Annotated in this window: 17 protein-coding genes; 9 read left to right on the forward strand and 8 right to left on the reverse strand. The window is 56.8% G+C overall.

Annotated features, from left to right (window positions below; all coding sequences use genetic code 11):
• Positions 1-82: 82 nt before the first annotated feature.
• The 6 genes from ABIB14_RS06570 to ABIB14_RS06595 all read right to left on the reverse strand — a co-directional run bounded on the left by ABIB14_RS06570 (position 83) and on the right by ABIB14_RS06595 (position 4,203).
• On the reverse strand, positions 83-2,221 hold the full coding sequence (locus tag ABIB14_RS06570; RefSeq protein ID WP_354235129.1) for a type IV secretory system conjugative DNA transfer family protein: 2,139 nt from the start codon (positions 2,219-2,221) through the stop codon (positions 83-85).
• A 410-nt stretch (positions 2,222-2,631) separates the two neighbouring features.
• Entirely contained in the window at positions 2,632-2,778 is a 147-nt protein-coding gene (locus tag ABIB14_RS06575; protein WP_354235044.1) for a hypothetical protein, read from the reverse strand.
• A gap of 50 nt (positions 2,779-2,828) precedes the next feature.
• The gene (locus ABIB14_RS06580; RefSeq protein WP_354235046.1) at positions 2,829-3,356 is read right to left on the reverse strand and encodes a hypothetical protein; all 528 of its coding nucleotides are present in this window, start codon (positions 3,354-3,356) and stop codon (positions 2,829-2,831) included.
• A gap of 71 nt (positions 3,357-3,427) precedes the next feature.
• Positions 3,428-3,634: a hypothetical protein gene (locus ABIB14_RS06585; RefSeq protein WP_354235048.1), complete on the reverse strand. Its 207-nt coding sequence runs from the start codon at positions 3,632-3,634 to the stop codon at positions 3,428-3,430.
• The gene (locus tag ABIB14_RS06590; RefSeq protein ID WP_354235050.1) at positions 3,631-3,882 is read right to left on the reverse strand and encodes a hypothetical protein; all 252 of its coding nucleotides are present in this window, start codon (positions 3,880-3,882) and stop codon (positions 3,631-3,633) included. The genes ABIB14_RS06585 and ABIB14_RS06590 overlap by 4 nt, the downstream gene beginning before the upstream one ends.
• A 12-nt stretch (positions 3,883-3,894) precedes the next feature.
• Positions 3,895-4,203: a hypothetical protein gene (locus ABIB14_RS06595; RefSeq protein WP_354235052.1), complete on the reverse strand. Its 309-nt coding sequence runs from the start codon at positions 4,201-4,203 to the stop codon at positions 3,895-3,897.
• A 199-nt stretch (positions 4,204-4,402) separates the two neighbouring features.
• Here ABIB14_RS06595 and ABIB14_RS06600 point away from each other — a divergent pair, with 199 nt between their 5' ends.
• The 8 genes from ABIB14_RS06600 to ABIB14_RS06635 all read left to right on the forward strand — a co-directional run bounded on the left by ABIB14_RS06600 (position 4,403) and on the right by ABIB14_RS06635 (position 18,304).
• Positions 4,403-5,521, forward strand: coding sequence for a hypothetical protein (locus ABIB14_RS06600; protein WP_354235054.1), 1,119 nt, complete (start codon positions 4,403-4,405; stop codon positions 5,519-5,521).
• A gap of 625 nt (positions 5,522-6,146) precedes the next feature.
• Entirely contained in the window at positions 6,147-8,627 is a 2,481-nt protein-coding gene (locus tag ABIB14_RS06605) for a type I restriction-modification system subunit M (protein WP_354235056.1), read from the forward strand.
• Complete coding sequence (locus ABIB14_RS06610; RefSeq protein ID WP_354235058.1) at positions 8,624-9,841, forward strand: restriction endonuclease subunit S; 1,218 nt, start codon at positions 8,624-8,626, stop codon at positions 9,839-9,841. Before ABIB14_RS06605 ends, ABIB14_RS06610 begins: the two co-directional genes overlap by 4 nt.
• Complete coding sequence (locus tag ABIB14_RS06615; protein WP_354235060.1) at positions 9,838-10,779, forward strand: GIY-YIG nuclease family protein; 942 nt, start codon at positions 9,838-9,840, stop codon at positions 10,777-10,779. Before ABIB14_RS06610 ends, ABIB14_RS06615 begins: the two co-directional genes overlap by 4 nt.
• Positions 10,776-13,874, forward strand: a complete 3,099-nt coding sequence (locus ABIB14_RS06620; protein ID WP_354235062.1) for a type I restriction endonuclease subunit R — start codon at positions 10,776-10,778, stop codon at positions 13,872-13,874. The genes ABIB14_RS06615 and ABIB14_RS06620 overlap by 4 nt, the downstream gene beginning before the upstream one ends.
• Positions 13,861-14,589 (forward strand): M48 family metallopeptidase, encoded by a 729-nt coding sequence (locus ABIB14_RS06625; protein WP_354235064.1) that lies wholly within the window; start codon positions 13,861-13,863, stop codon positions 14,587-14,589. Before ABIB14_RS06620 ends, ABIB14_RS06625 begins: the two co-directional genes overlap by 14 nt.
• Positions 14,586-16,643 carry an ATP-dependent nuclease gene (locus tag ABIB14_RS06630; RefSeq protein ID WP_354235066.1) on the forward strand — a complete coding sequence of 686 codons (2,058 nt, stop codon included), beginning with the start codon at positions 14,586-14,588 and terminating at the stop codon, positions 16,641-16,643. The genes ABIB14_RS06625 and ABIB14_RS06630 overlap by 4 nt, the downstream gene beginning before the upstream one ends.
• Positions 16,622-18,304: a UvrD-helicase domain-containing protein gene (locus ABIB14_RS06635; protein ID WP_354235068.1), complete on the forward strand. Its 1,683-nt coding sequence runs from the start codon at positions 16,622-16,624 to the stop codon at positions 18,302-18,304. Before ABIB14_RS06630 ends, ABIB14_RS06635 begins: the two co-directional genes overlap by 22 nt.
• Here ABIB14_RS06635 and ABIB14_RS06640 read toward each other — a convergent pair.
• Together ABIB14_RS06640 and ABIB14_RS06645 are read right to left on the reverse strand one after the other, a co-directional pair.
• The gene (locus ABIB14_RS06640) at positions 18,288-18,707 is read right to left on the reverse strand and encodes a helix-turn-helix domain-containing protein (protein ID WP_354235070.1); all 420 of its coding nucleotides are present in this window, start codon (positions 18,705-18,707) and stop codon (positions 18,288-18,290) included. The genes ABIB14_RS06635 and ABIB14_RS06640 overlap by 17 nt on opposite strands.
• Positions 18,708-18,955: 248 nt before the next feature.
• Positions 18,956-19,201: a hypothetical protein gene (locus ABIB14_RS06645; protein ID WP_354235072.1), complete on the reverse strand. Its 246-nt coding sequence runs from the start codon at positions 19,199-19,201 to the stop codon at positions 18,956-18,958.
• Positions 19,202-19,331: 130 nt separating this feature from the next.
• On the opposite strand from ABIB14_RS06645, the gene ABIB14_RS06650 reads away from it, so the two are divergent.
• Positions 19,332-20,600, forward strand: coding sequence for a helix-turn-helix domain-containing protein (locus ABIB14_RS06650; protein ID WP_354235074.1), 1,269 nt, complete (start codon positions 19,332-19,334; stop codon positions 20,598-20,600).
• Positions 20,601-20,629 lie beyond the last annotated feature (29 nt).

Consider the following 20,629-nt stretch of genomic DNA (forward strand, 5'->3'; position numbering starts at 1 on the left):
GCTAATTCGTCGCTGACCTGCGCAGATGCATCCGCTAGCTTCGACGCGGGCGGGTAGCCGGTCGGTAGAGTCCGCTCGACAGTCATGACAGGCTCCTTCTGCGGCGACCATCAGCTGCACCGGTTTCAGGAGAAGGAGTCAGAATGCTTCGAAGCCCACGTTCGATGACGTCTTTTGATTGACCGAACTGGCTGCGGCTCAGGGCCCGGATCTTGTCCGGTGACGAGGTCTGCTTCGGGATGTCTAAAGTGACGCCGGACGCCCAGTCAGTCACCGCGCTCTTGCGGACGAGCTGCGCGTAGATGTGACGCGAGGGCAACGCCATGAAGTCTTCCGGTTCAAGACCAGGTGCCATGGCGGCGGCCGCCCTGGCGTCCCTGGATGCGAGTTGAAAGAAGACCCGGGACCGACAGTTGGCCTCGAACGCCGTGCGCATGCTTTGGGGCAATTGGTCGAGGTACTGGTGCGCCACATGGAACCCAGCGCCAAGACTGCGCGAAGTTGCCAGCGCATCGCCTATATCGGTCGGTAGACGCAGGTACTCCTGCACCTCATCGAGGTAGATCATGACCGGATGGCGGTTCATGGCTGCAATGCTGGCGCGCTCCTGGATTGCCTGCCACAGTTCCGCGACGACCATGGCTCCTAATAGTTGAGCGGCCTTGGGTCCGAGCACCCCTTTCTGGAGTGGGACGAGCAGAATCTTCCGCTCCGTCAGCACCTGTCGAAGATTGAAATGTGGAGTGGGTTGTGCCAAAACGTGACGAAGATGCGGATCAAGCAATGGACGCAGCTTATTCATCAGCGGTGCTGTCACCTGCGCACTGGCCTCCGGGGATAGTTGGTCGTACCAGTGCCAGAAAGGTCCAGCTGAAAATGGATCATCGCCCGCGATCTGGCGGATGACCGACTGCCGAAACTTTCTGTTATTGAGCAGAATGGGCAGCATGGCCAAGCTGGCGTCCTCCCGCTGAGCGAGAGCCAGGAGGGAGTGCCGCAGAATGTCCGAGCTTCGGGGCCCGAGCTGGTCGCCATAAAGCGCATGGAACGTACCGAACAGCTGATCAGCGATGAGAGCCGGGCTCCGCCCGTGACCATCAAATGGATTGATCCCCACAGGCACGTCATCCAGCGGATCCAGCACGATGACGTCACCCTGACGCTCCGGAGGAACGTGCTTTAGTACATCGCCAATCAGATCTTTGGGCTCGACGACGACACAGCTGCGCCCAGCTTTCATGTCTCCGATGATGAGTGAGAGGAGCATGGAGCTCTTGCCCACGCCGGTCGGTCCCATTGTCCACAAATGGTGGCAGCTATCCTCTGGTGCTAAGCCCAGCCGGGCGTTGCCAGCACCGGGCGCCGTTGCCCGACCCACAATGCGATCTGCGTCCGACGCCGTAAACGACGGCCGGATCTGCCGCGGATGAGCCGGCGGCTGCCCCGGATAGGCAGCCGTACCCTCGCCAACCGGCCAAGCACTGAGCATGCCCACTTCGACCGCGGACAGTCGCTGGCCGGCCGCGAACCATGGCCACTCAGGACTAGGATTGTTCAGCTTATGGGTCTGATCAAAGTGGACACGAAAGCGGAGCCCCGGTGCCACCATCGAGCGGAAGGCATTGACCACACCGCCGATTAGGGCGCGCCGACGATCTTCCTCGGAGGCACTGACTCCTACTCGAACATAGGTCGCGAACCCATGGTTGCCTTGCTTTTCTTCGATTCGCCGGCTGATCGCCCGACGCCGCTCCGGCTGCACGCCAGTGAGGATAAGCGAGATGATTCCCTGATCGACTTGGGCAACAGCATGAGGAGCCAGCTGAGGTATGAACCTCGGCCCCAATATGATCTGGACCACCAGGTTTTCATTTCCGCGGACCGCCGTCAGGCTGGCCAAGAGAGCTCGTGTTGACCCTTCCGGATGCCGAGGCTCCAGAGGTTGCGCAGGCGTGTTGACGGAAACCCGGCGGGCGGACTGGGCGGGTAGCCGGCCAGCATCATCGGCGACAACGATAGCCCCAACGACCAGACGTTCGATGTCGCGGCGGACCGCCGATGCATGGCGTCGCTGCGTGCCGACAATGTAGCGGATGCCGTGTTTATCCGATCGGGCTTCCAGAATGATTTGCGGTGCGTGGCTCTGCGAGCTCCATACCCGCAGCAGGTTGATGGCCTGCTCGTCGTCGAGTGGGCGGGGCCAGAAAATCTCCTGCCACACCAATTGTCGAAGGATAGGAGCGGAATTATTCATCGCTCGCGTCCTCCGCAGCGCCCTTGACGTCTTTCTGCTCGTGCTGAATTTGGGCTTCCCGCTCAGCGTCAGCCTGAGCCATGGCGATGACGGCGCGACTCAGCTTACGGAGGTCAGGACGATCGCGCTCGACTCCCCTGACGATGATCCGGCCGTCCCTTCGTGGTCGCCCCTGGCGGCTACGACTCGGACGTTTGTTGCTAGTAGACATAGTTGATTCCCTCCTTCCTTCGGTGTTGTGATTTGCGGCAAACGTTCAACGTATTGAACGATGTCTGAGGCTTAGTATGCGTTCAATATGTTGAACGTTCAAGCGTTTTTGCGCAAACCACAACACCGACTGGAAGAGCTGTAGTTGCCGCGCTGCGGCGATGGATTTAGTACCTATCTCGGCGATATTGGATGACTGCCCATACCGCCCAGATGATGGCAGCGACACCGACGCAGGCGATCAGAAACGGCAGGATCGATTGCAGCACTTGAGTCGCGCAGTAGAGGGCCACAACGGCCAGCAGGACGGACATGCATGCTCCAATCGCCCGCTCAAACCAGGACCTGGGACCAGGATCGACGCTCACCGATGGCGCTCCATCTCCAAGTAAATGCCGGTGTTCAAACCGTGCCGCACGCAGTCAAGTGCAAACTGCAGCTGGTCCCCCACGTACTGCTTCGTGACGGCATAGAACATGACTTGGCCTACCGCGTCAGCTTCGAAGAGATGCCATTCGAGATCATTCCGGCTGAAGCCTGCGCGTTCGAAGCGCCGCATCAGCCAGCGCGCCAACACGAATTCATCGGGCGACGAAAAGCTCAACCCCTGCTCAACGTGGGCAACATCGTGAACGTAGCGGTAGGCCACATTGACGTCTGGTGAACCGAAAACCACGCTGCTGCTGTTCTCGTTGGAGACAGGTAGCGGGCGTCCATCGTTCTGCGAGGCGGCAAAGGCTTCGCACAGATCCTTGTACTTGTCCGGCGCGTCACCGGCCGGCTCCCATCCGAAGTACAGACGGCGCTCAATCTGGTGGGCCTGGTCAAGGACGTAGTCAGAGAGTCGCTTTTGCGCTGCGACCAGCTCCGTTGAGGTAAAGGATTCGGGCATGACAAATAACCCCTTTCTAGAGGCATGTTTGAATCGGGGAGTGCCGATCTGGTGAACTTAGGGGCCAGCCGCTATTGGCGGCGGCGCATGTCCCGCAGGGCTTGTTGATAGGCCGCATCGAGGCGGCTTACCGTTTCGCGAGCATCCTCGGTGATGCCGAAGATCTGATCCCGAGAATGGGGCGTCCGGCCGCGCCAATAGTCAGCAACGACCAGGTATGCGGCAGCAATGGAAGCTGCGCAGGTGATCATGATGGCAATCCAGTAGATGGCAGTCATGACCGCCGCGGTCCCTTCGGCCAGGTTTCCAGCGCCGTCAGAGCCATGGCCGACATCTGCTGCGCAACCAGGCGCAGATGCCGCGCTGTCGCTGGCGAGTCAGCTTTGACGGTCCTCGCTGCGGAGTCCAGCTCATCCACCAGTGTCGCAACCCGCCCGATAAAGAGACGGACAGCGGCCTCGTGCTGCAGCACTTCGGGCTCCATGTAGCCAATGGGCTTCAGTGGATTTACAAATTCGTGCTTCATGGCCGGCCCCCGCTACCGCTGGAATCGGCGCACTTCCCACGCCGCGTACTCGGCGAAGGAATCTGCGATGTAGTTGAGCCGCTCCGATGTGCGCGGGTCGCCGTCGGACTGAAACTGCGCTTCCCGGCTCAACATGCCGGTCAGGTGCATACCTGTTGCGGCGACATAGCCGGCGGCCTGGACACGCGTCGCCGTCACGAGGCCATTGGCCACCTCGGCGTTCTGACGCCGCTGGAGCGACTTACCTTCGGAGCGTGAGAAGCCCTCTGGGCTGCTGAAGGGTGTCACCTTCCCGCTCGGACGGGGAATTAGATCGGACATATCCTTGCCTTTCTGAATGTTGCGAGAGGCCGCCTTTGCGGTCCTGTAACTAAGGCTGAAGCTGACGGAGCGACGGAAACACAGGGCTGCTGTTGCGCTGTCGCGGAGTCGTGCCGCGCAACAGCAAGCGCTTGCGATCTATTGCGGAGACCTTGACTGCGGTAAAAGGGAGTCGCATAATGCACGGCAAAGGAGGCATATGAGGGACGCCGACAACGAGAACCAGCTGAAAGCACGAATTATCGACTTCCTTGGCGCGAGTACTAGGAATGGCCTGCACGTGTCGAACCGTCCGAAGACAGCGGTGGACCTCGGCAACGGGCGCCTGCTCGATGTCCAGTTCATTGAGGGTGCTGTCAGCGCACAGAGCAGGAAAGACATCTCGTCATATGTTCTTGAGCTTTACCAGGGCAGGATCGCCACACTTGCTTTGGAGCCCTCTGAGCTTCTCAAGCTTCGTGCCACGCTGTTGTTGGGGCTTGGGGAGGCCCGATACCTCACTTCGGATGAACGCCGGCTGGCACTTGCACGCACCTACCGTGTGTATGTTCCACCAGGAAGGAAGCCTCCCGAGGGTATCCATCAGTTCAGAGACAGCTACCGGGATGTGAGGCGAGTCGAACGCGAGGATGTTCTCGCGGGCGTCGCCGGCATCGTGGTCGAGATGCTCGAGAGCCCGCAAGCTCCGGTCGCTACAGTCGGCTCAAAAACCCCCTGGACCTACGAGATTGTCGATGCGCAGGATGACTACGTCTATCCCGCCAGCGCCGAGGGGCAGATCCGCACGGTCATCCGCAGGCGCACGATCCGATCGACGGTTCCCGCCCTCACGGAGTTTCGACAGACGTACACTGACCGCACCCCGGGTGGGGCGATGCCGGAAGTCCAGAACGTCGGACAAGGCCAGCTCACGATCGAGAACCTCCGCGCCTACGATGAGAATGGCGTCCCCGGATACCGCTACCACATTGTGATTGCTTTCCCACCGCTCCAACGTGGGGTACCCCTCGAAGTTGCCTGGCTGCTCACCCACCGACTCACTTATGAGGATCAGTGGCGACCGGGTGCCGTACATCATGTGCAGCTGACTCCAACCGTGCCAATCGGGAAGCTTTCAATCGGCGTCCGCTTCAGTCCGCCGGAGGTCCCAGAAGAAATCTGGCGTATCGACAATGTTCCGCCTCAGAACATCCGCCAAGCCCACGCCCGAGGCGAAAATCTCACTCCGAGTCACGACCGTGTTCAGGCGAAATGGGAGGACGTCACGTTGGGCCGTGCTGGCGGCATTGTTTGGTACTGGCCCAAACACATAGACTGAGCGCAGCCACCGGGGTCAAGCACGCAGGAGACACCATGGAACTCATCCGAGGCAACCTTGCCATTCGGGCGCTTCTTCGCGGTGGCGAGGGAGATACCGACGGGGGAAGTGACAGCGGAAGCTCCGACGGAGACGGCGACCACCCCTGAAATGCCTGGCCCTTTAGTTCTAAGCGTGGCCGGGCTCCTCCTTCCTAGTCCGTGGCCGCCTATTGAGAGTAATCATTTTGCGCCAGTAGTTGTTGAAGCTGCGGACACTGCGACGGGTGAGCTGACCGATAACGTCCAGCTGAGCGTCCATTGAAGGACGGGGCGCATCTTTGCGCACCGTCACGCTCGAAAACCACGCCAAGCTCCCCCATGGCTTCGACGTTCCGCTTCGCCATCTATCGCACGATCGCAACCATCGACCTCGTGGCGATAAGACAGTAGTCGAGAGCCTCAGGGACCTATAAGATATATGCCGATTGTGGTATACTTTAGGCCAGTTAGCGGGCCGTGGTTGAGGGCTCTCCCCACCCGCAAACCCACCTGGCACAGCCCGACCTCACATGATTTGTCGCAGCTCCCCGGTAGATTGAAATCAACACTAAAGTGGCTGCCGTCGTGTGGCTGGAGACTGCCGCATGACAACTTCGACTGAATCAGGATCAACACAAGGGGTACGCACCGTGGCGCTCAAGAAATCAGATCTCTACAGCTCGCTTTGGAAGAGCTGTGACGAGCTGCGTGGCGGGATGGACGCCAGCCAGTACAAGGACTACATCCTGACTATGCTGTTCGTGAAATACGTCTCCGACAAGGCGAAGACAGACCCCAACTCTCTTATTGATGTGCCTACAGCCGGATCCTTCGATGAGATGGTCGCCGTCAAGGGTGATAAGGAGATCGGCGACAAGATCAACAAGATCATTGCCAACCTCGCCGAGGCCAATGACCTGCAAAAGGTCATTGACCTGGCCGACTTCAATGATGAGGAAAAGCTCGGCAAGGGCAAGGAGATGCAGGACCGACTCTCGAAGCTGGTTACTATCTTCCAGGAACTCGACTTCCGCGGTTCGCGTGCTGAGGGCGACGACCTACTGGGCGATGCTTACGAATATCTCATGCGTCATTTCGCCACCGAGTCCGGCAAGTCCAAGGGTCAGTTCTACACGCCGGCTGAGGTCTCACGTGTACTAGCCAAGCTGATCGGCGTCACTACCGAGACTCCTCGATCAGCCACTGTCTATGACCCAACATGCGGGTCGGGATCTCTTCTTCTGAAGGTTGCCGCTGAGTCCCGCCATGGCCTAAGCATCTACGGGCAGGAGAAGGATAACGCCACATGGGCACTGTCCAAGATGAACATGATCCTGCACGGCAACGAGATCGCTGACATCCGCAAAGGGGATACGATCACGAGCCCGCAGTTCAGCAATGGCAATAGCCTGGATACTTTCGATTTCATCGTCGCCAACCCCCCGTTTTCCATCAAAAGCTGGAGCAACGGTCTTGAGAACGACTTCGGGCGATTTGAATATGGCACACCCCCTGAAAAGAATGGCGACTACGCGTTTCTTCTCCACATCCTGAAATCAATGAAGAGCACCGGTAAAGCCGCTGTCATCCTTCCCCACGGCGTCCTGTTCCGCGGCAACGCTGAAGGCGCCATCCGCAAGCAGCTCCTCAAGCGTGGCTTCATCAAGGGCATTATCGGCCTACCTGCTAACTTGTTCTATGGCACCGGTATCCCGGCCTGCATCATCGTGCTCGACAAGGAAAACGCCCAAAGCCGAACCGGCGTCTTCATGATCGACGCATCCAAGGGTTTCCTGAAAGATGGCAACAAGAACCGCCTTCGATCCCAGGACATGCACAAGATTTTCGACGTCTTCACTCGGCAACAGGAAGTCGAGCGTTATTCGCGCATGGTCCCTATGAGCGAGGTCAGCAACGCTGCCAACGATTTCAACCTAAACATTCCGCGCTATATTGATTCGTCTGAGCCGGAAGACGTCCAGGATCTCCATGCCCATTTTCACGGAGGTATCCCGGACCGCGACATAGATGCATTGGAGGCAAGCTGGAGGGCTTTTCCGACACTTCGCCAATCTCTATTCACGAGCACACCTCGAAGTGGCTACAGCCAACTGGCCGTTAACATCTCCGGGGTGCAGCAGGCCATCCTAGACTCGTCAGAATTTGCTGAGTTCTCAGCGAGAGAGAATGCGCAGGTCGCCGAATGGTTTTCCGCCCACCGAGCTTCACTGGAAGCCATAGACGAGAACTCGAAGCCCAACGATTTGATCGCCCGTATTGGTGATGATCTCCTCGCTCGCTTCAAAGACACTCCGCTGCTTGACGAGTACGACGTCTACGAGCAGCTAATGACCTTTTGGCACAGCACCATGCACGACGACGTCTTCCTCATCATGAACGAAGGCTGGCTCAATGCCGCAAGGCCCCGCGTAGCCATCGAGGACAAAGACCGGAAGATCACAGAAACCCCAGATCTCGTTATAGGTTCGGGCCGCGGTAGCGCCAAGTACAAGACGGATCTCATTCCACCCGCACTCATAGTCGACCGCTACTTCGCCAAAGATCAGTCCTTCATCGACAATCTCACTTCGCTCGCCGAGCAAGCTGCTCTAGAAATTGAGGAGTACACCGAGGAACACTGTGTCGAGGAAGGTCTCCTCTCCGGGGCTATGGACGACGGAAAGATCAGCAAGGTACTCGCAAGTTCCCGCCTCAAAGATGCCAAGCGAGAGCACGCAGATGCTGACGAGATCGCCGCGCTCGAACATCTGGTCGGTCTCTACAACCGCGAAGCATCAGCCAAGAAGCTTGCCAAGGATGCTCAGGCCAAGCTCGACGCTGCAACGCTTGCCCATTACGGAAAGCTCTCTGAAATTGAAATCCAGGAACTTGTTCTTGACGACAAGTGGCAGAAGGCGATCGCTGCCGGAATCACGAGCGAAATTACCAAACTGACCCACACCCTCGTTGCCCGCATCAGAGAACTCGGTGAGCGATATGACGAGACGGTCGGTGACCTTGAATCGGAGCTCCAGCAACTTAGTGCGAAGGTCGCCGAACACCTTGCTGAGATCGGAATCCGATGACCACGTCGCTGACAACGGTTACAAAGCTGGGAAGGTCAGGAGCCTTTCTGAAGGGCCAAGGTATCAGGCGCACCGATGTCCAGAGTACGGGTACATTGTGCTTACGCTATGGCGAGATCTACACGAAGTTCGACGACTACACCGATCGTCTTGTCTCTCACGTGTCCGCAGAAATTGCGAGTTCGGCTGTTAGGCTCCGCTACGGCGATATCGTGTTCGCGGGCTCAGGCGAGACGAAGGCCGACATCGGAAAGTGCACGGCTTGGGTTGGAAATGCCGAAGCCGTAGTGGGTGGCGACACGATTATTCTGAGAGGCCATGGCCAGGACCCAGTATATTTGGCAACGTTATTGAACACACCGACCGTCGCTCGACAAAAAGCATCCCGAGGCCAAGGTGATGCGGTTGTTCACATCAGCGCTCGATCGCTCGCAGACCTTGACGTCTCATTGCCCTCGATAGAAACACAAACAAAAGTTGCCGCAGCTATCCGGGATGCTGATTGCCTCGTTACCTCGTTAGAACGATTGATTGCCAAGAAGCAGTCGGTCAAGCAAGGCCTTATGCAACAACTGCTGACCGGCGAGACCCGACTACTAGGATTCACCGGGGACTGGGAGAGTCACTCGCTGGACAAGCTGGCGACCGTCGACCCCGAAGCGCTGTCATCTGATACAGATCCAAACGAACCTTTGGACTACATCTCACTAGAGGATGTTAGTCGTGGAGCGCTACTCGGCTCCTCTCGCATAACATTCCAGCACGCACCATCACGTGCTCGTCGAATTGTTCGCAAGATGGACGTACTGTTTGGCACGGTTCGCCCTAATCTTCAGTCGCACATGTTGTATCGCGGTGGACTGCCTCGGCCCATTGCATCCACGGGCTTTGCTGTAATTCGTGCGAACACTAGCAAATCTGATCCAGACTTCTTGTTCAATATCCTCATGAGTCACTTAGCCACAGCTCAAATCGAGCGAATCATTGCGGGATCGAACTACCCGGCAGTCTCAAGCGGGGATGTTCGAGCCCTAACATTCAAGGTCCCCGGCGTGACGGAGCAGACGGCCATTGGCGCTTTTCTCTCCGATGTCGACTCAGAGATTGAAGTCCTTCGCACGCGGCTACTCAAATTGAGGTCTGTCAAGGAAGGCATGTTGCAAGAAATGTTGGCTGATCGCGACCTTCCGCAGTTCGCTGAGGCTAAGGCATGAGTGTCGGCAAATCGGTTCGACTCTTCCTGGCAGATGGTACGCCAGGCGGCCTTCTGACAGCTGAAATCATGAACTGGACTGGTCACGTTGCTGCTGCCCCACGATCAGACCTTGGTGCTCTGTTGAAACGCCCCGAAGCGTCACGGACGGGCATCTATATTCTTCTTGGAGACGATCCAGAAAGTATGGGTGGATCGCTCGCTTACATCGGCGAAGGTGATGATGTCGCCAAGCGTCTCTATCATCACTCTCGCAATGAAGATCAGGGTGGAAAAGACTTCTGGGATCGGGCGATCGTCCTCACCAGCAAGGACACGAACCTAACCAAAGCGCACGCCCGCTATTTGGAGTCACGGTTCATCTCATTGGCGATAGAGGCTAACCGTTCGCGTCTAACCAACGGCACTGCACCCCCACTGCTGCCACTTCCAGAGTCCGATGTCTCGGACATGGAGTATTTTGTGACGCAGGCCAAGATCGTCCTACCTGTGCTGGGCGTCAACATCTTTCGAACGACGACGACAACCAGACAGCCATCAGGCCCCACAGATGTAGTAGCTCCGACCGATCCTTCCATCTCGCCGATCTTCGAGATGTTCGTCAAGAAGTACGGCATCCGAGCAATGGCGCAAGAAGTCGATGGCGAGTTCACGATAAGGAAGGGTTCAATGGCCCGACTCTCCTTCACCGAGAATTCAAGCAATTACGAACTTCTCCATGACGAGCTCCTCAAGAGCGGGCAGCTTGTTCAGGACGGAGAAGACACCGCGGTCTTTGCCCAAGACATCGTGTTCCGCAGCCCATCCGCGGCGGCGGCAATCGTAGCTGGGAGAGCGGCAAACGGCCGAGTCGAATGGCGCATTCCAGGAACGGGCATAAGCTTCGGAAGCTGGCAGAATCAGGATGTTGAAAGTAATTTTGGGGGAAATGAATCATGAGCACAGTTGGACAGATTGAACGCAAGACACAGGACCGTGTTGTCGACCTGTTCCAAAATGAACTTGGATACGAGTACCTGGGCAACTGGGAGTATCGCGAAAACAATTCGCACATCGAAGTCAGCCTGCTTGAGCAGAATCTACAGGTCCGTGGCTACGCCGCCAATCTGATCAACAAAGCCGTTGAGCAGTTCAAGAAGACCGCGTCGCTGGGCGGCGGCCGCAACCTCTACGAAGCTAACCACGAGGTCTACAACCTTCTACGCTACGGCGTGAAGGTTAAGCCCGGTATCGGCGAACAGACCGAGACGGTCTGGCTAGTGGACTGGCACAACCCCGAGGCAAACCACTTCGTTGTCGCCGAAGAAGTATCGATCAAGGGTGAGCACAACAAGCGACCGGATGTCGTTCTCTACGTCAACGGCATGGCGCTCGGCGTCATCGAACTCAAGCGCTCAAAGGTCGCTGTCTCCGAAGGTATCCGCCAGAATATCGGCAACCAGAAGAAGGACTTCATCCGTCCGTTCTTTAGCACGGTGCAGCTGGTCATGGCCGGCAATGATGTCGAGGGACTGCGCTACGGAGTCATCGACACGGCTGAGAAGTACTGGCTTGAATGGAAAGAGCCGTCCGACATCGAGGAACCGCTCGATCGTGCGCTCGTCCAGATGTGTTCAAAAAGCCGATTCCTGGAGATTATCCACGACTTCATGGTGTTTGACGGCGGTACGAAGAAGACTTGCCGTCACAACCAGTTCTTCGGCGTCAAGGCCGCCCAGGAGCGCATCGCCAAGCGCGAAGGCGGCATTATCTGGCACACCCAAGGTTCGGGTAAATCCCTCACAATGGTGTGGCTGGCTAAGTGGATCCGCGAACATCAGACTCGCGGCGACAGCCAGGCGCGAGTCCTCATTATCACCGACCGTACTGAGCTGGACGATCAGATAAAGCGAGTCTTCAGCGGTGTCAACGAGGATATCTACCGCACGAAGAGCGGCGCCGATCTTATCGGATCCCTAAACAGCAACGACCCATGGCTGATGTGTTCGCTCGTTCACAAGTTCCGCAGCAGCGACGACGATCAAGCTCCGAATGACGGCGACGGCGACTTCATTGCCGAGCTGAACTCCAAGATTCCAGCAGGCTTCTCAGCTAAGGGCAATCTATTCGTCTTCGTCGACGAAGCCCACCGCACCCAGTCGGGCAAAATGCACAAGGCCATGAAGCAATTGCTGCCTGGGGCAATGTTCATCGGTTTCACCGGTACTCCGCTGCTCAAAGCCGACAAAGCAACCAGCATTGAGACTTTCGGAAGCTTCATCCACACGTACAAGTTCAACGAAGCGGTCGAAGACGGCGTCGTGCTCGACCTGCGTTACGAGGCCCGCAACATCGACCAAGATCTCATCTCGTCGGCCAAAATCGATCAGTGGTTCGAGGCAAAGACCAAGGGCATGACTGATCTTTCCAAGGCTGAACTCAAGAAGCGTTGGGGCACGATGCAAAAAGTCGTCAGCTCCGAGCCGCGATCCAAGCAGATCGTTAACGACATCCTGCTCGACATGGAGACGAAGCCGCGTCTCATGGACAACCAGGGCAATGCCATGCTCGTTGGATCCAGCATCTATCAAGCGTGCAAGTTCTACGAGATGTTCTGCCAGGCCGGATTCAAGGGCAAGTGCGCCATCGTCACGAGCTACGTCCCTCAGGCCAGCGACATATCTAAAGAAGATTCTGGCCACGGTGCGACGGAAAAACTGCGCCAATACGACATCTACCGGCAAATGCTGGCAGATCACTTCGATGAACCGGCTGACCAAGCGGTGACGAAGATCGAGCAATTCGAGAAGGAAGTCAAAGACCGCTTCATCAACGAGCCCGGTCAGATGCGCCTTCTGATCGTTGTCGACAAGCTGCTGACTGGCTTCGACGCACCAGCGGCAACTTACCTGTACATCGACAAGAAGATGCGCGATCACGGACTCTTCCAAGCCATCTGTCGCGTCAACCGTCTCGACGGTGACGACAAGGATTACGGCTACATCGTTGACTATCAGGACCTCTTCAACTCCCTGGAAGACGCCATCACGGACTACACGTCTGGGGCTCTCGACGGTTACGAGAAGTCCGACATCGAGGGGTTGCTCAAAGACCGCGTCCAACAAGCACGTGAAGACCTCGACGAAGCCCTCGAACGCATCCGCGCGCTCTGCGAAGCGGTCGAACCACCCCAGGGAACACTTCAGTACCAGCGCTACTTCTGCGCCATCGAACAGGGCAACGCCCAGCAGATCAAGAACAACGAAGCCAGGCGCGTCGAACTCTACAAATCCGTGGCCGCATTAGTTCGTACCTACGGAGCAATCGCAAACGACATGGCGGAGGCTGGATACAGCGCGAGTGAAACCGCAGCTATTGCCAAGGAAGTGACCCACTACGTCGCCGTACGTGATGAAGTGAAACTCGGTGCTGGCGAGAATGTGGACTTCAAACAATATGAAGCAGGTATGCGATTCCTGCTCGATACTTACATCCGGGCCGATGCATCCGAAGTCGTCGCTGACTTCCAGAACGTTGGGCTAGTCGACCTGATCGTTGAACAAGGAGCGGCTGCGGTCGACAAGCTCCCTGCCGGGATCAAAAAGGATCCTGAAGCTGTCGCCGAAACCATCGCGAACAACATCCGCAAGGTCATCATCGATGAGAACGCGATGAATCCGAAGTACTACGACAGCATGTCCAGCCTGCTTGACGCCATCATCGAGCAACGCCGCAAGGGTGCCATCGATTACAAGGAATATCTTGAGCAGTTGATCGCCCACGCCAAGAAGGTCGGCTCAAAAGAGTCTGACACTGTCTACCCTGCTTGGGCATCAAACGGCGCGCAGCGTGCCATCGTCGACTTCGGCTGGGCAGATCAAGCCACTCCGATCCAGGTCGACACCGCCATCATGACGAGCAAACCGCACGGTTGGGTTGGCAACACGTTCAAGGAGAAGGAAGTGGCACGAGCAATTCGTCGTGTCCTACCGGCTGACTTCGACCGTTTCGATGAACTCTTTGATTTGGTAAAGGCCCGAAATGAGTACCGCTAGCGCTTACCTCACCGTCTCCGGGATCGATGTCGATGTCATCTACAAGAACATCAAGAACCTGCATATCGCCGTCTACCCTCCCCTCGGCCGGGTGCGCGTTGCGGCGCCTGAACGACTCGATGACGATGCCATCAGGCTTGCTGTCGTGCAGCGACTGCCGTGGATCAAGAGACAACGTGAGCAGCTTCGCAGTGCCGTGCGCCAGACCGAACGCGAAATGGTCACAGGAGAATCCCACTATGTTTGGGGCCAGCGATACCGACTCAAGGTCGTAAACGAACCGGGTCGGATTCGGTTTGATATCACCGGCAAGCGATTGACGATACATGCCCCGGATGACAGCACTCCAGACAATCGTCGCGCAGCTCTGGATGAGTGGTACCGCGCTTCTCTCAAGCACGAGATCCCTGAACTCATAGCCAAGTGGCAGCCGATCATCGGTCGCGATGTGGCGAAGTGGACTGTGCGCCGCATGAAGACCAAATGGGGCAGCTGCAACCGCGAGTCCGCCCACATCTGGTTCAATCTGGAGCTCGGCAAGAAGCACCCAAACTGCCTGGAGTACATCGTCGTGCATGAGATGGCGCATCTTCTGGAACGGAACCATAACGAGCGATTTACAGAGCTTATGGACGGATTTTTGCCCGACTGGCGGGCGCGTCGGGACGAACTAAATGCCGCACCTTTGGCAGAAGAAATTTGGGGGATGAAGTGAGAGTAGCAAAAATATCAATCGAGAACTTCCGATTGCTCGAATCGGTATCAATGGAGTTGGAAACCGATGCCACGATGATCGTGGGTCGAAATAATAGTGGGAAGACTTCTGTAGTAGAGATCTTCTACAAGTTCCTCGGCACCGATCGCAACCTCTTCACTCTCGACGACTTCAGTTTTAGCGCCCAGAAGCAGATTATCGAGGCAGAGAAAAAGTGGTTAGCTGCTCAGGATGAGAAACAACAGGGTCTCGACGAAAGTGCCCTGGAGACTGAAACCGCAGCGGTAGCTGATTTGCCGTCGATTGAACTGCGCATCGAGATCGAGTACGAAGAGAGTGACCTCCTGACCCCTATTTCAGGGCTCATCCGGGACCTCGATCCGACACGTAAGGACGCGGTCATCTCGTGCAAACTTCAACCCACACGGCCACTCGAGCTACTCAAGCAGTTCCAAGCCGCGAAAACCAAGAAGGCAACGCTCACGCTCCTTGAGTTCCTCAGGAAGAAATTTGGAAGCGCATACTCACTGCTATTTCAAGCGGTAGATAGACAAGATGCAAGAAACTACAAGGAGATTGACCGTACGCAGGCGCGCAATGCGGTGACAACTGAGTTCATATATGCGCAGAACCAATTTGACGACACATCGCAAGATACAAGTAAAGGATTATCAAGGGGATTCGAGGCCTATTACAAGGCTATCAGCGACACCGAGCAATCTATCGAGAATCTGGAAGGTGTGCTTGGATCATTTGCTGAACAGCTAGATGGAGAATATAAGACCCTCTTCGATGGCGTCTTCACAGACTTGCGGAGCTTCGGAGTGAACACGACCCCACTGGTACAAGAGCTTCAAGTCGTATCGAAGTTCAACGCGGCGGATCTCCTTTCTGGCAATACACGCGTCGTGTACGCACATGAAGACGCCATGCTGCCCGAATCGCACAACGGACTTGGCTATTCCAAACTGATATTCATCATCCTTCAGTTCGTAGCCTTCTTCGAAGAGTATCGAAAACGAACCCCGCGAGCTGGAATGCAAATTCTCTTTATTGAAGAGCCTGAGGCGCACCTCCACCCGCAGATGCAGGCAGTTTTCATCAAGAACATACGAGACTATGTTCTATCGAAAGACGGATGGAATGTCCAGATCGTCGTGACAACACATTCCTCGCACATCATCGCCGAAAGCGGATTCTCGTGCATCCGATACCTCAAAAAGACATCACAGGGCGCCGAAGTCAGGGACCTGCGGAAGTTCAAGGCAGACCTCGAGTCCAAAGCTAAAGCGTCGGCGAAGGCCAAGGATAAAGAGGAAAAGAGTGCAGAAGAGTTGGAGGCCGAGGCTTCCGTAAGCACGCTAAAGTTCTTGGAACAATATCTTGTACTGCACAGGTGCGACATGTTCTTTGCCGACAAAATAGTCTTGATAGAGGGGACCTCTGAGCGCCTCGTTCTTCCATCGATGATCAAGAACGGCGCGCCTGAACTAATCCACCAGTACATATCTGTGATCGAAGTAGGTGGTGCTTATGCGGTGAAATTCAAGAGTTTGCTTGAGTTTATCGGAGTTCCGACTTTGGTAATTACGGATATTGATGCCGTGGAACACACGGGTCGCCACAAAAAGACTGAAGTTAGCACGCAAGCCGCAATCACAAGCAACAACACGCTGAAAACGTGGTTACCAGGCAAATCCAAGATTTCCGAACTCTTGGCCGCCAGCGCCGAATCCAAGTCCAGTGGAAACATCCGAGTCGCCTACCAAGTCCCGGAAGGACCTGGCCTGAAATGTGGTCGCAGCTTCGAAGAATCCTTTATTCTCGCAAACGCCGCAAAGTTCAGTTCAACGCAGCAGAATCTTGCGAACATACACCTGTTTGAGACCGAGAGCCGTCGGATGAGCACCGATGAGATTCGAGAAGACTCTTACAACATTGCAGACCAAATCGAGAGCAAAGCCGACTTCGCATTCGACGTGGTAACCCTGGGTGAGTCGGACACGCCGAAGTACATTGCGGAAGGCCTGGAATGGTTGACGTCAACGAACTAGTCCTTGAGCAAATCGCAGCTCGCCAGAGCTTCTTGGTAGACGCTGGTGCCGGCGCTGGAAAGACAAGTACCCTTGTCCATGCGCTAGCCCGGCTCATAGCCCTATCCGCCGGGGAGCTCGCTGCCAGTGGCCAACAGATCGTTTGCATCACGTACACCAACGTGGCGGTCAACGAAATCAAGAGCCGCATCAACAACGACCCACTCGTTCGAGTCTCAACGATTCACGAGTTCCTGTGGTCTCTTATTGAACCGTTCCAGTCAGAACTGAAAACTGAAGTTCATCTACTCGCCAAGGAGTCTGGAAAGGCAGAATATGCCGGAATCGATTTATCGGATCTGCGGATAGATTACTGGCAATACCCTCGCAAATACGCGAAGGGAAAACTCGGACACGACGACATAATTATCATCTCGGAGCGACTTTTCTCGAAGTATCCCAAGATCGCGCATCTGGTTGCGGATAGGTTTCCAACCATCTTCGTCGACGAGTACCAAGACACGAGTCCGAAAACGATCAGTCTTTTACTTGACTATTTGGCCGCAAACGCAAATGGAAGAATAACTATCGGGTTGTTTGGAGATCATATGCAAAAGATCTACAACACCGGCGTTGGGAAGGTAGAGCATGCATCTCTGCTGACTATACAGAAAACCGAGAACTACAGATGCCCTATTGCTGTCATTTCGGTTCTCAATAAGCTGCGTCCCGAACTGCTCCAGACACCTGGTCTTTGGAATGCGACCGGCGAGGCTCTCTTCTTCTCGTCTAATGGAGATTCTTCCGACACCTTCACAAAGGTCTGGAATCGACTAGTCTCTAAAGGATGGGAAAGAGAAACATCCAAGATTCTCATGCTGACGCGAAAAGGTATAGCTAGCCAACAGGCCTGGGATGGATTGCTTGGTATCTATCAAAAACGCTCATCGTTTGGGCCAGACAACCTGATGGCACGGGACGACGAGTTTGGTCAGTTGTTTGCTGATATCGAGCTCTTGTGTTCCGCCTACATGTCAGGTGACTTTGGCAAATTCCTGGATCTCTATGCGGCTTCCGGTACTCGCATAGAACGGCATTCCCAGAAGTCAGTCGTCGCGGGCTCAATCGATCGACTCAATGAGCTCCGCGAAAATGGTTCAATAGGCCAGGTGCTAGATTACGTATTCGGTAGAAGTCTACTCCGGAAGCCCAAGCGACTTTCTGCTCTCGAACAGTCGCTTGAAAACCCGCAGGACCAAGTCAAGGCGGGCAAGGACCGTGAGTTCTTGGAGTCTCTTCGAGCAACCGAATACACCCAAGTTGTCGAGTTCGAGAAGTATTTAAATGATGAAACCCCCTTCTCAACGAATCACGGAGTAAAGGGAGAGGAGTATGAAAACGTGCTCGTTGTGGTTGACGACGCGCTTTGGAATCAATACAAATTTGAGAGCGTCCTAGCTGGAGATACAGCAAAGACACAATATCTGCGAAGTCTGAACCTCTTTTACGTGGCATGCTCAAGACCAACCCGCAGACTGGCCGTTCTTGCACAATCCAACCTCAGCGATGCAGCTGTGGCCGGTGCCGAGCGCATGTTCGGCAGTGACCACGTCTACAACACGAGCGATCTCTCATCTGATGGTGATGCTTCGCAGCCCCGAGAACTCACTCCAACCGGCTGATTTCATGCCCGCCCCGAACCACATCCCTTGATAACAAGAACTCCCGGGCACTGTCGTAGCTGCAGCCGACCCGCTTGGCGATGTCGCGGATGATCAACCCCTGCTGACGGAGCCGGAGGATCTCCTTCTCTTTGGCCGGCGTCAGACCACGAGGTCTGGCATCTACGCCACGCTCCGCAAGCAGACGCAGGAAGGTCGACTTGGCGATGCCGCACTCGCGAGCCAAGGTGGTACTCATTTCGCCAGCTTGGTAGCGAGCAACGAGCTGAGCGAGTTCATCCGAACTGAAGCGATCGGCGATCCGGTAGCGCTGTGTCTTCGGACTAGCTTGCAGCGGGCGTGGCTTGGTGTGGCCAGCATCCATGCGCTCGAGGGCAGCTGCGATCGTCGTGAGCTGATCCATTTTGTGGCAACCATGCTTGGAGTAACGTGCAAGGACCTCGACCAGTCAAAAGAGGGTCTTCCAGTCGGAAGGCCCTCTTTTTTGTCACGTGCCCGCGTCATACCCCGGTCGAACTCCCGGCGACTGCTCCGTACCTGCCGTTTTAAGCCCTGAGAAGGGCGGTTACGGAGCAATCGGTGAGCGTTGGTCGCAAAAAACAGTCCCGGGACACCTCTCGCGGATCCCGGGACTGTTTATCGGCGCGTTGTTTACATCGGGTCGGGCCAGTTACCGATGTTGGTTGAATAGGTCATCGGGTCCGGCCAGTTGCCGATCGCTGAAAGGCTGCCCTGGGTCGAGCGCATCGGGTCCGGCCAGTTGCCGATCGCCTGGGTGCTGGTGCCCATGGGGTCGGGCCAGTTACCGATGGCACTTACTGACAGCACTGCGGGAGCCGTTGCGGAAAACGCCAGTGCGCCAGCCAGGGCGACGGAGGCGGCAATCTTCTTAAACATGTGGGTTCCTCAATACGAGTCGGATAGTTACAAAGCCAGCACGAGCCCTTGTTGACATACATTGTAAAATTACTTGCACAGAGACTGTCAAGCATTTAGTACAAAGACTGTCCGGAATCAGGAGGAACCCGTGGGGAACGGATTCGGGGAGAAACTCCGAGCGGAACGGCTGGAGCGCGGCCTCACCCAGGCGGAACTGGGCAGGGACAAGTACTCGCCCAGCTACATCTCGCTGCTCGAAACCGGACGCCGTGAACCGACCGCGGACGTCATAGAGGAACTCGCCCGCCGGCTTGAGCTCGCGCCAAAAGCGCTGGAGGCCTGGAGCCAGCCCGTTTCGGTCAGCGACGCCGAGTATGTCCTGGCGGGGCTGTACGCCCGGCAGGCTTGGGACCTTCGCGACTACCCGCTGGCCGCCAGCCACGCTGCCACGGCCGCCCGGATAGCGATCGAGGGAAAGAACACCAGCGCCTGGTGGAACATGACCTACATGCAGGCCGAATGCCTCATGAAGGAGGGGCAGCTTAAGGAATGCCAGGACCTGGTCCAGCGGCTGCTGGACCACCCGATGGCCGCCGAGTCGGCCGGCCTGGGGGTAAGGGCCCGCCAGATGCTGGCCGCTGTGTGCCACGGCCAGGGTCAACTGGCGGTCGCCGTCGAACACGCCCAGGAAGCGGTGCGGCTCTGCGACCAGTTGCCAAAGGGCTCCACGCTCATCATCGGCGCGCTGCGCGCGCTGATCGGCGCCCTGGCGGAAAGCGGCCGGTTGGACGAAGCCTGGCAATACTGCCAGGACATGAACGCGCAAATGAACGATCAGTCAATGTCCCAGCTCGCCGGCGAAGTGGCCTGGGTCATCGGGAACGTCGCGTTTATGCGCCACGACTACGCGGAAGGCATCAAGCACCACGAGAAGGCCGCCAAACTGCTCTCCCCCGCGAACGACATCGACCTCTGGGCCAGGTTCAACAAGGCCACCGCCGCGGTCCGCCTGTCCTCCGGAATCGTCGAACCGGAAACCCTGTCCTCGATCGAGCGTGCCGAACTGGCCCTCTCGATTGTAGGCGGCAACAAGACGGACCACTTGGAAGTCGCCTTTATCCGGGCCCGCTGGCTCTACCTCACCGGCGACATCGTCGGCGCCGTGCAGAAGCTGCGCGACATCCACGCGGAACGGGATTCGCTGGCCAAGCACATAGCCGGCGAAGTGGCCCTCCTGTTGGGCCGGGCGCTCAAGGCTGCCGGCGAAGCCGAGGAGGCCCTGATCTACCTGGACGAAGCGCAGAAGGAGTTCAGCGCCGCCGGGGCCTCGGACCGGGTCCAGCAGGCGATGGACGCCGTGCTGGAAATCCGGCTGGCCCAGCGCCGCGCCGAAGCCGCTGCTGCCGCCGGCAGTTAGCGCCGCCGGCAGTTAGCCGCGCCGGGCCG

The sequence above is a fragment of the Arthrobacter sp. UYEF3 genome (genome assembly GCF_040546245.1).
GTDB lineage: Bacteria > Actinomycetota > Actinomycetes > Actinomycetales > Micrococcaceae > Arthrobacter.

Coding starts and splice junctions, on each gene's coding strand:
- ABIB14_RS06595 (WP_354235052.1), bottom strand. CDS start 4,203: ATGTCCGATCTAATTCCCCGTCCGAGCGGGAAGGTGACACCCTTCAGC.
- ABIB14_RS06610 (WP_354235058.1), top strand. CDS start 8,624: ATGACCACGTCGCTGACAACGGTTACAAAGCTGGGAAGGTCAGGAGCC.
- ABIB14_RS06600 (WP_354235054.1), top strand. CDS start 4,403: ATGAGGGACGCCGACAACGAGAACCAGCTGAAAGCACGAATTATCGAC.
- ABIB14_RS06620 (WP_354235062.1), top strand. CDS start 10,776: ATGAGCACAGTTGGACAGATTGAACGCAAGACACAGGACCGTGTTGTC.
- ABIB14_RS06635 (WP_354235068.1), top strand. CDS start 16,622: ATGGTTGACGTCAACGAACTAGTCCTTGAGCAAATCGCAGCTCGCCAG.
- ABIB14_RS06615 (WP_354235060.1), top strand. CDS start 9,838: ATGAGTGTCGGCAAATCGGTTCGACTCTTCCTGGCAGATGGTACGCCA.
- ABIB14_RS06580 (WP_354235046.1), bottom strand. CDS start 3,356: ATGCCCGAATCCTTTACCTCAACGGAGCTGGTCGCAGCGCAAAAGCGA.
- ABIB14_RS06585 (WP_354235048.1), bottom strand. CDS start 3,634: ATGACTGCCATCTACTGGATTGCCATCATGATCACCTGCGCAGCTTCC.
- ABIB14_RS06605 (WP_354235056.1), top strand. CDS start 6,147: ATGACAACTTCGACTGAATCAGGATCAACACAAGGGGTACGCACCGTG.
- ABIB14_RS06625 (WP_354235064.1), top strand. CDS start 13,861: ATGAGTACCGCTAGCGCTTACCTCACCGTCTCCGGGATCGATGTCGAT.
- ABIB14_RS06640 (WP_354235070.1), bottom strand. CDS start 18,707: ATGGATCAGCTCACGACGATCGCAGCTGCCCTCGAGCGCATGGATGCT.
- ABIB14_RS06645 (WP_354235072.1), bottom strand. CDS start 19,201: ATGTTTAAGAAGATTGCCGCCTCCGTCGCCCTGGCTGGCGCACTGGCG.
- ABIB14_RS06575 (WP_354235044.1), bottom strand. CDS start 2,778: ATGTCCGTCCTGCTGGCCGTTGTGGCCCTCTACTGCGCGACTCAAGTG.
- ABIB14_RS06590 (WP_354235050.1), bottom strand. CDS start 3,882: ATGAAGCACGAATTTGTAAATCCACTGAAGCCCATTGGCTACATGGAG.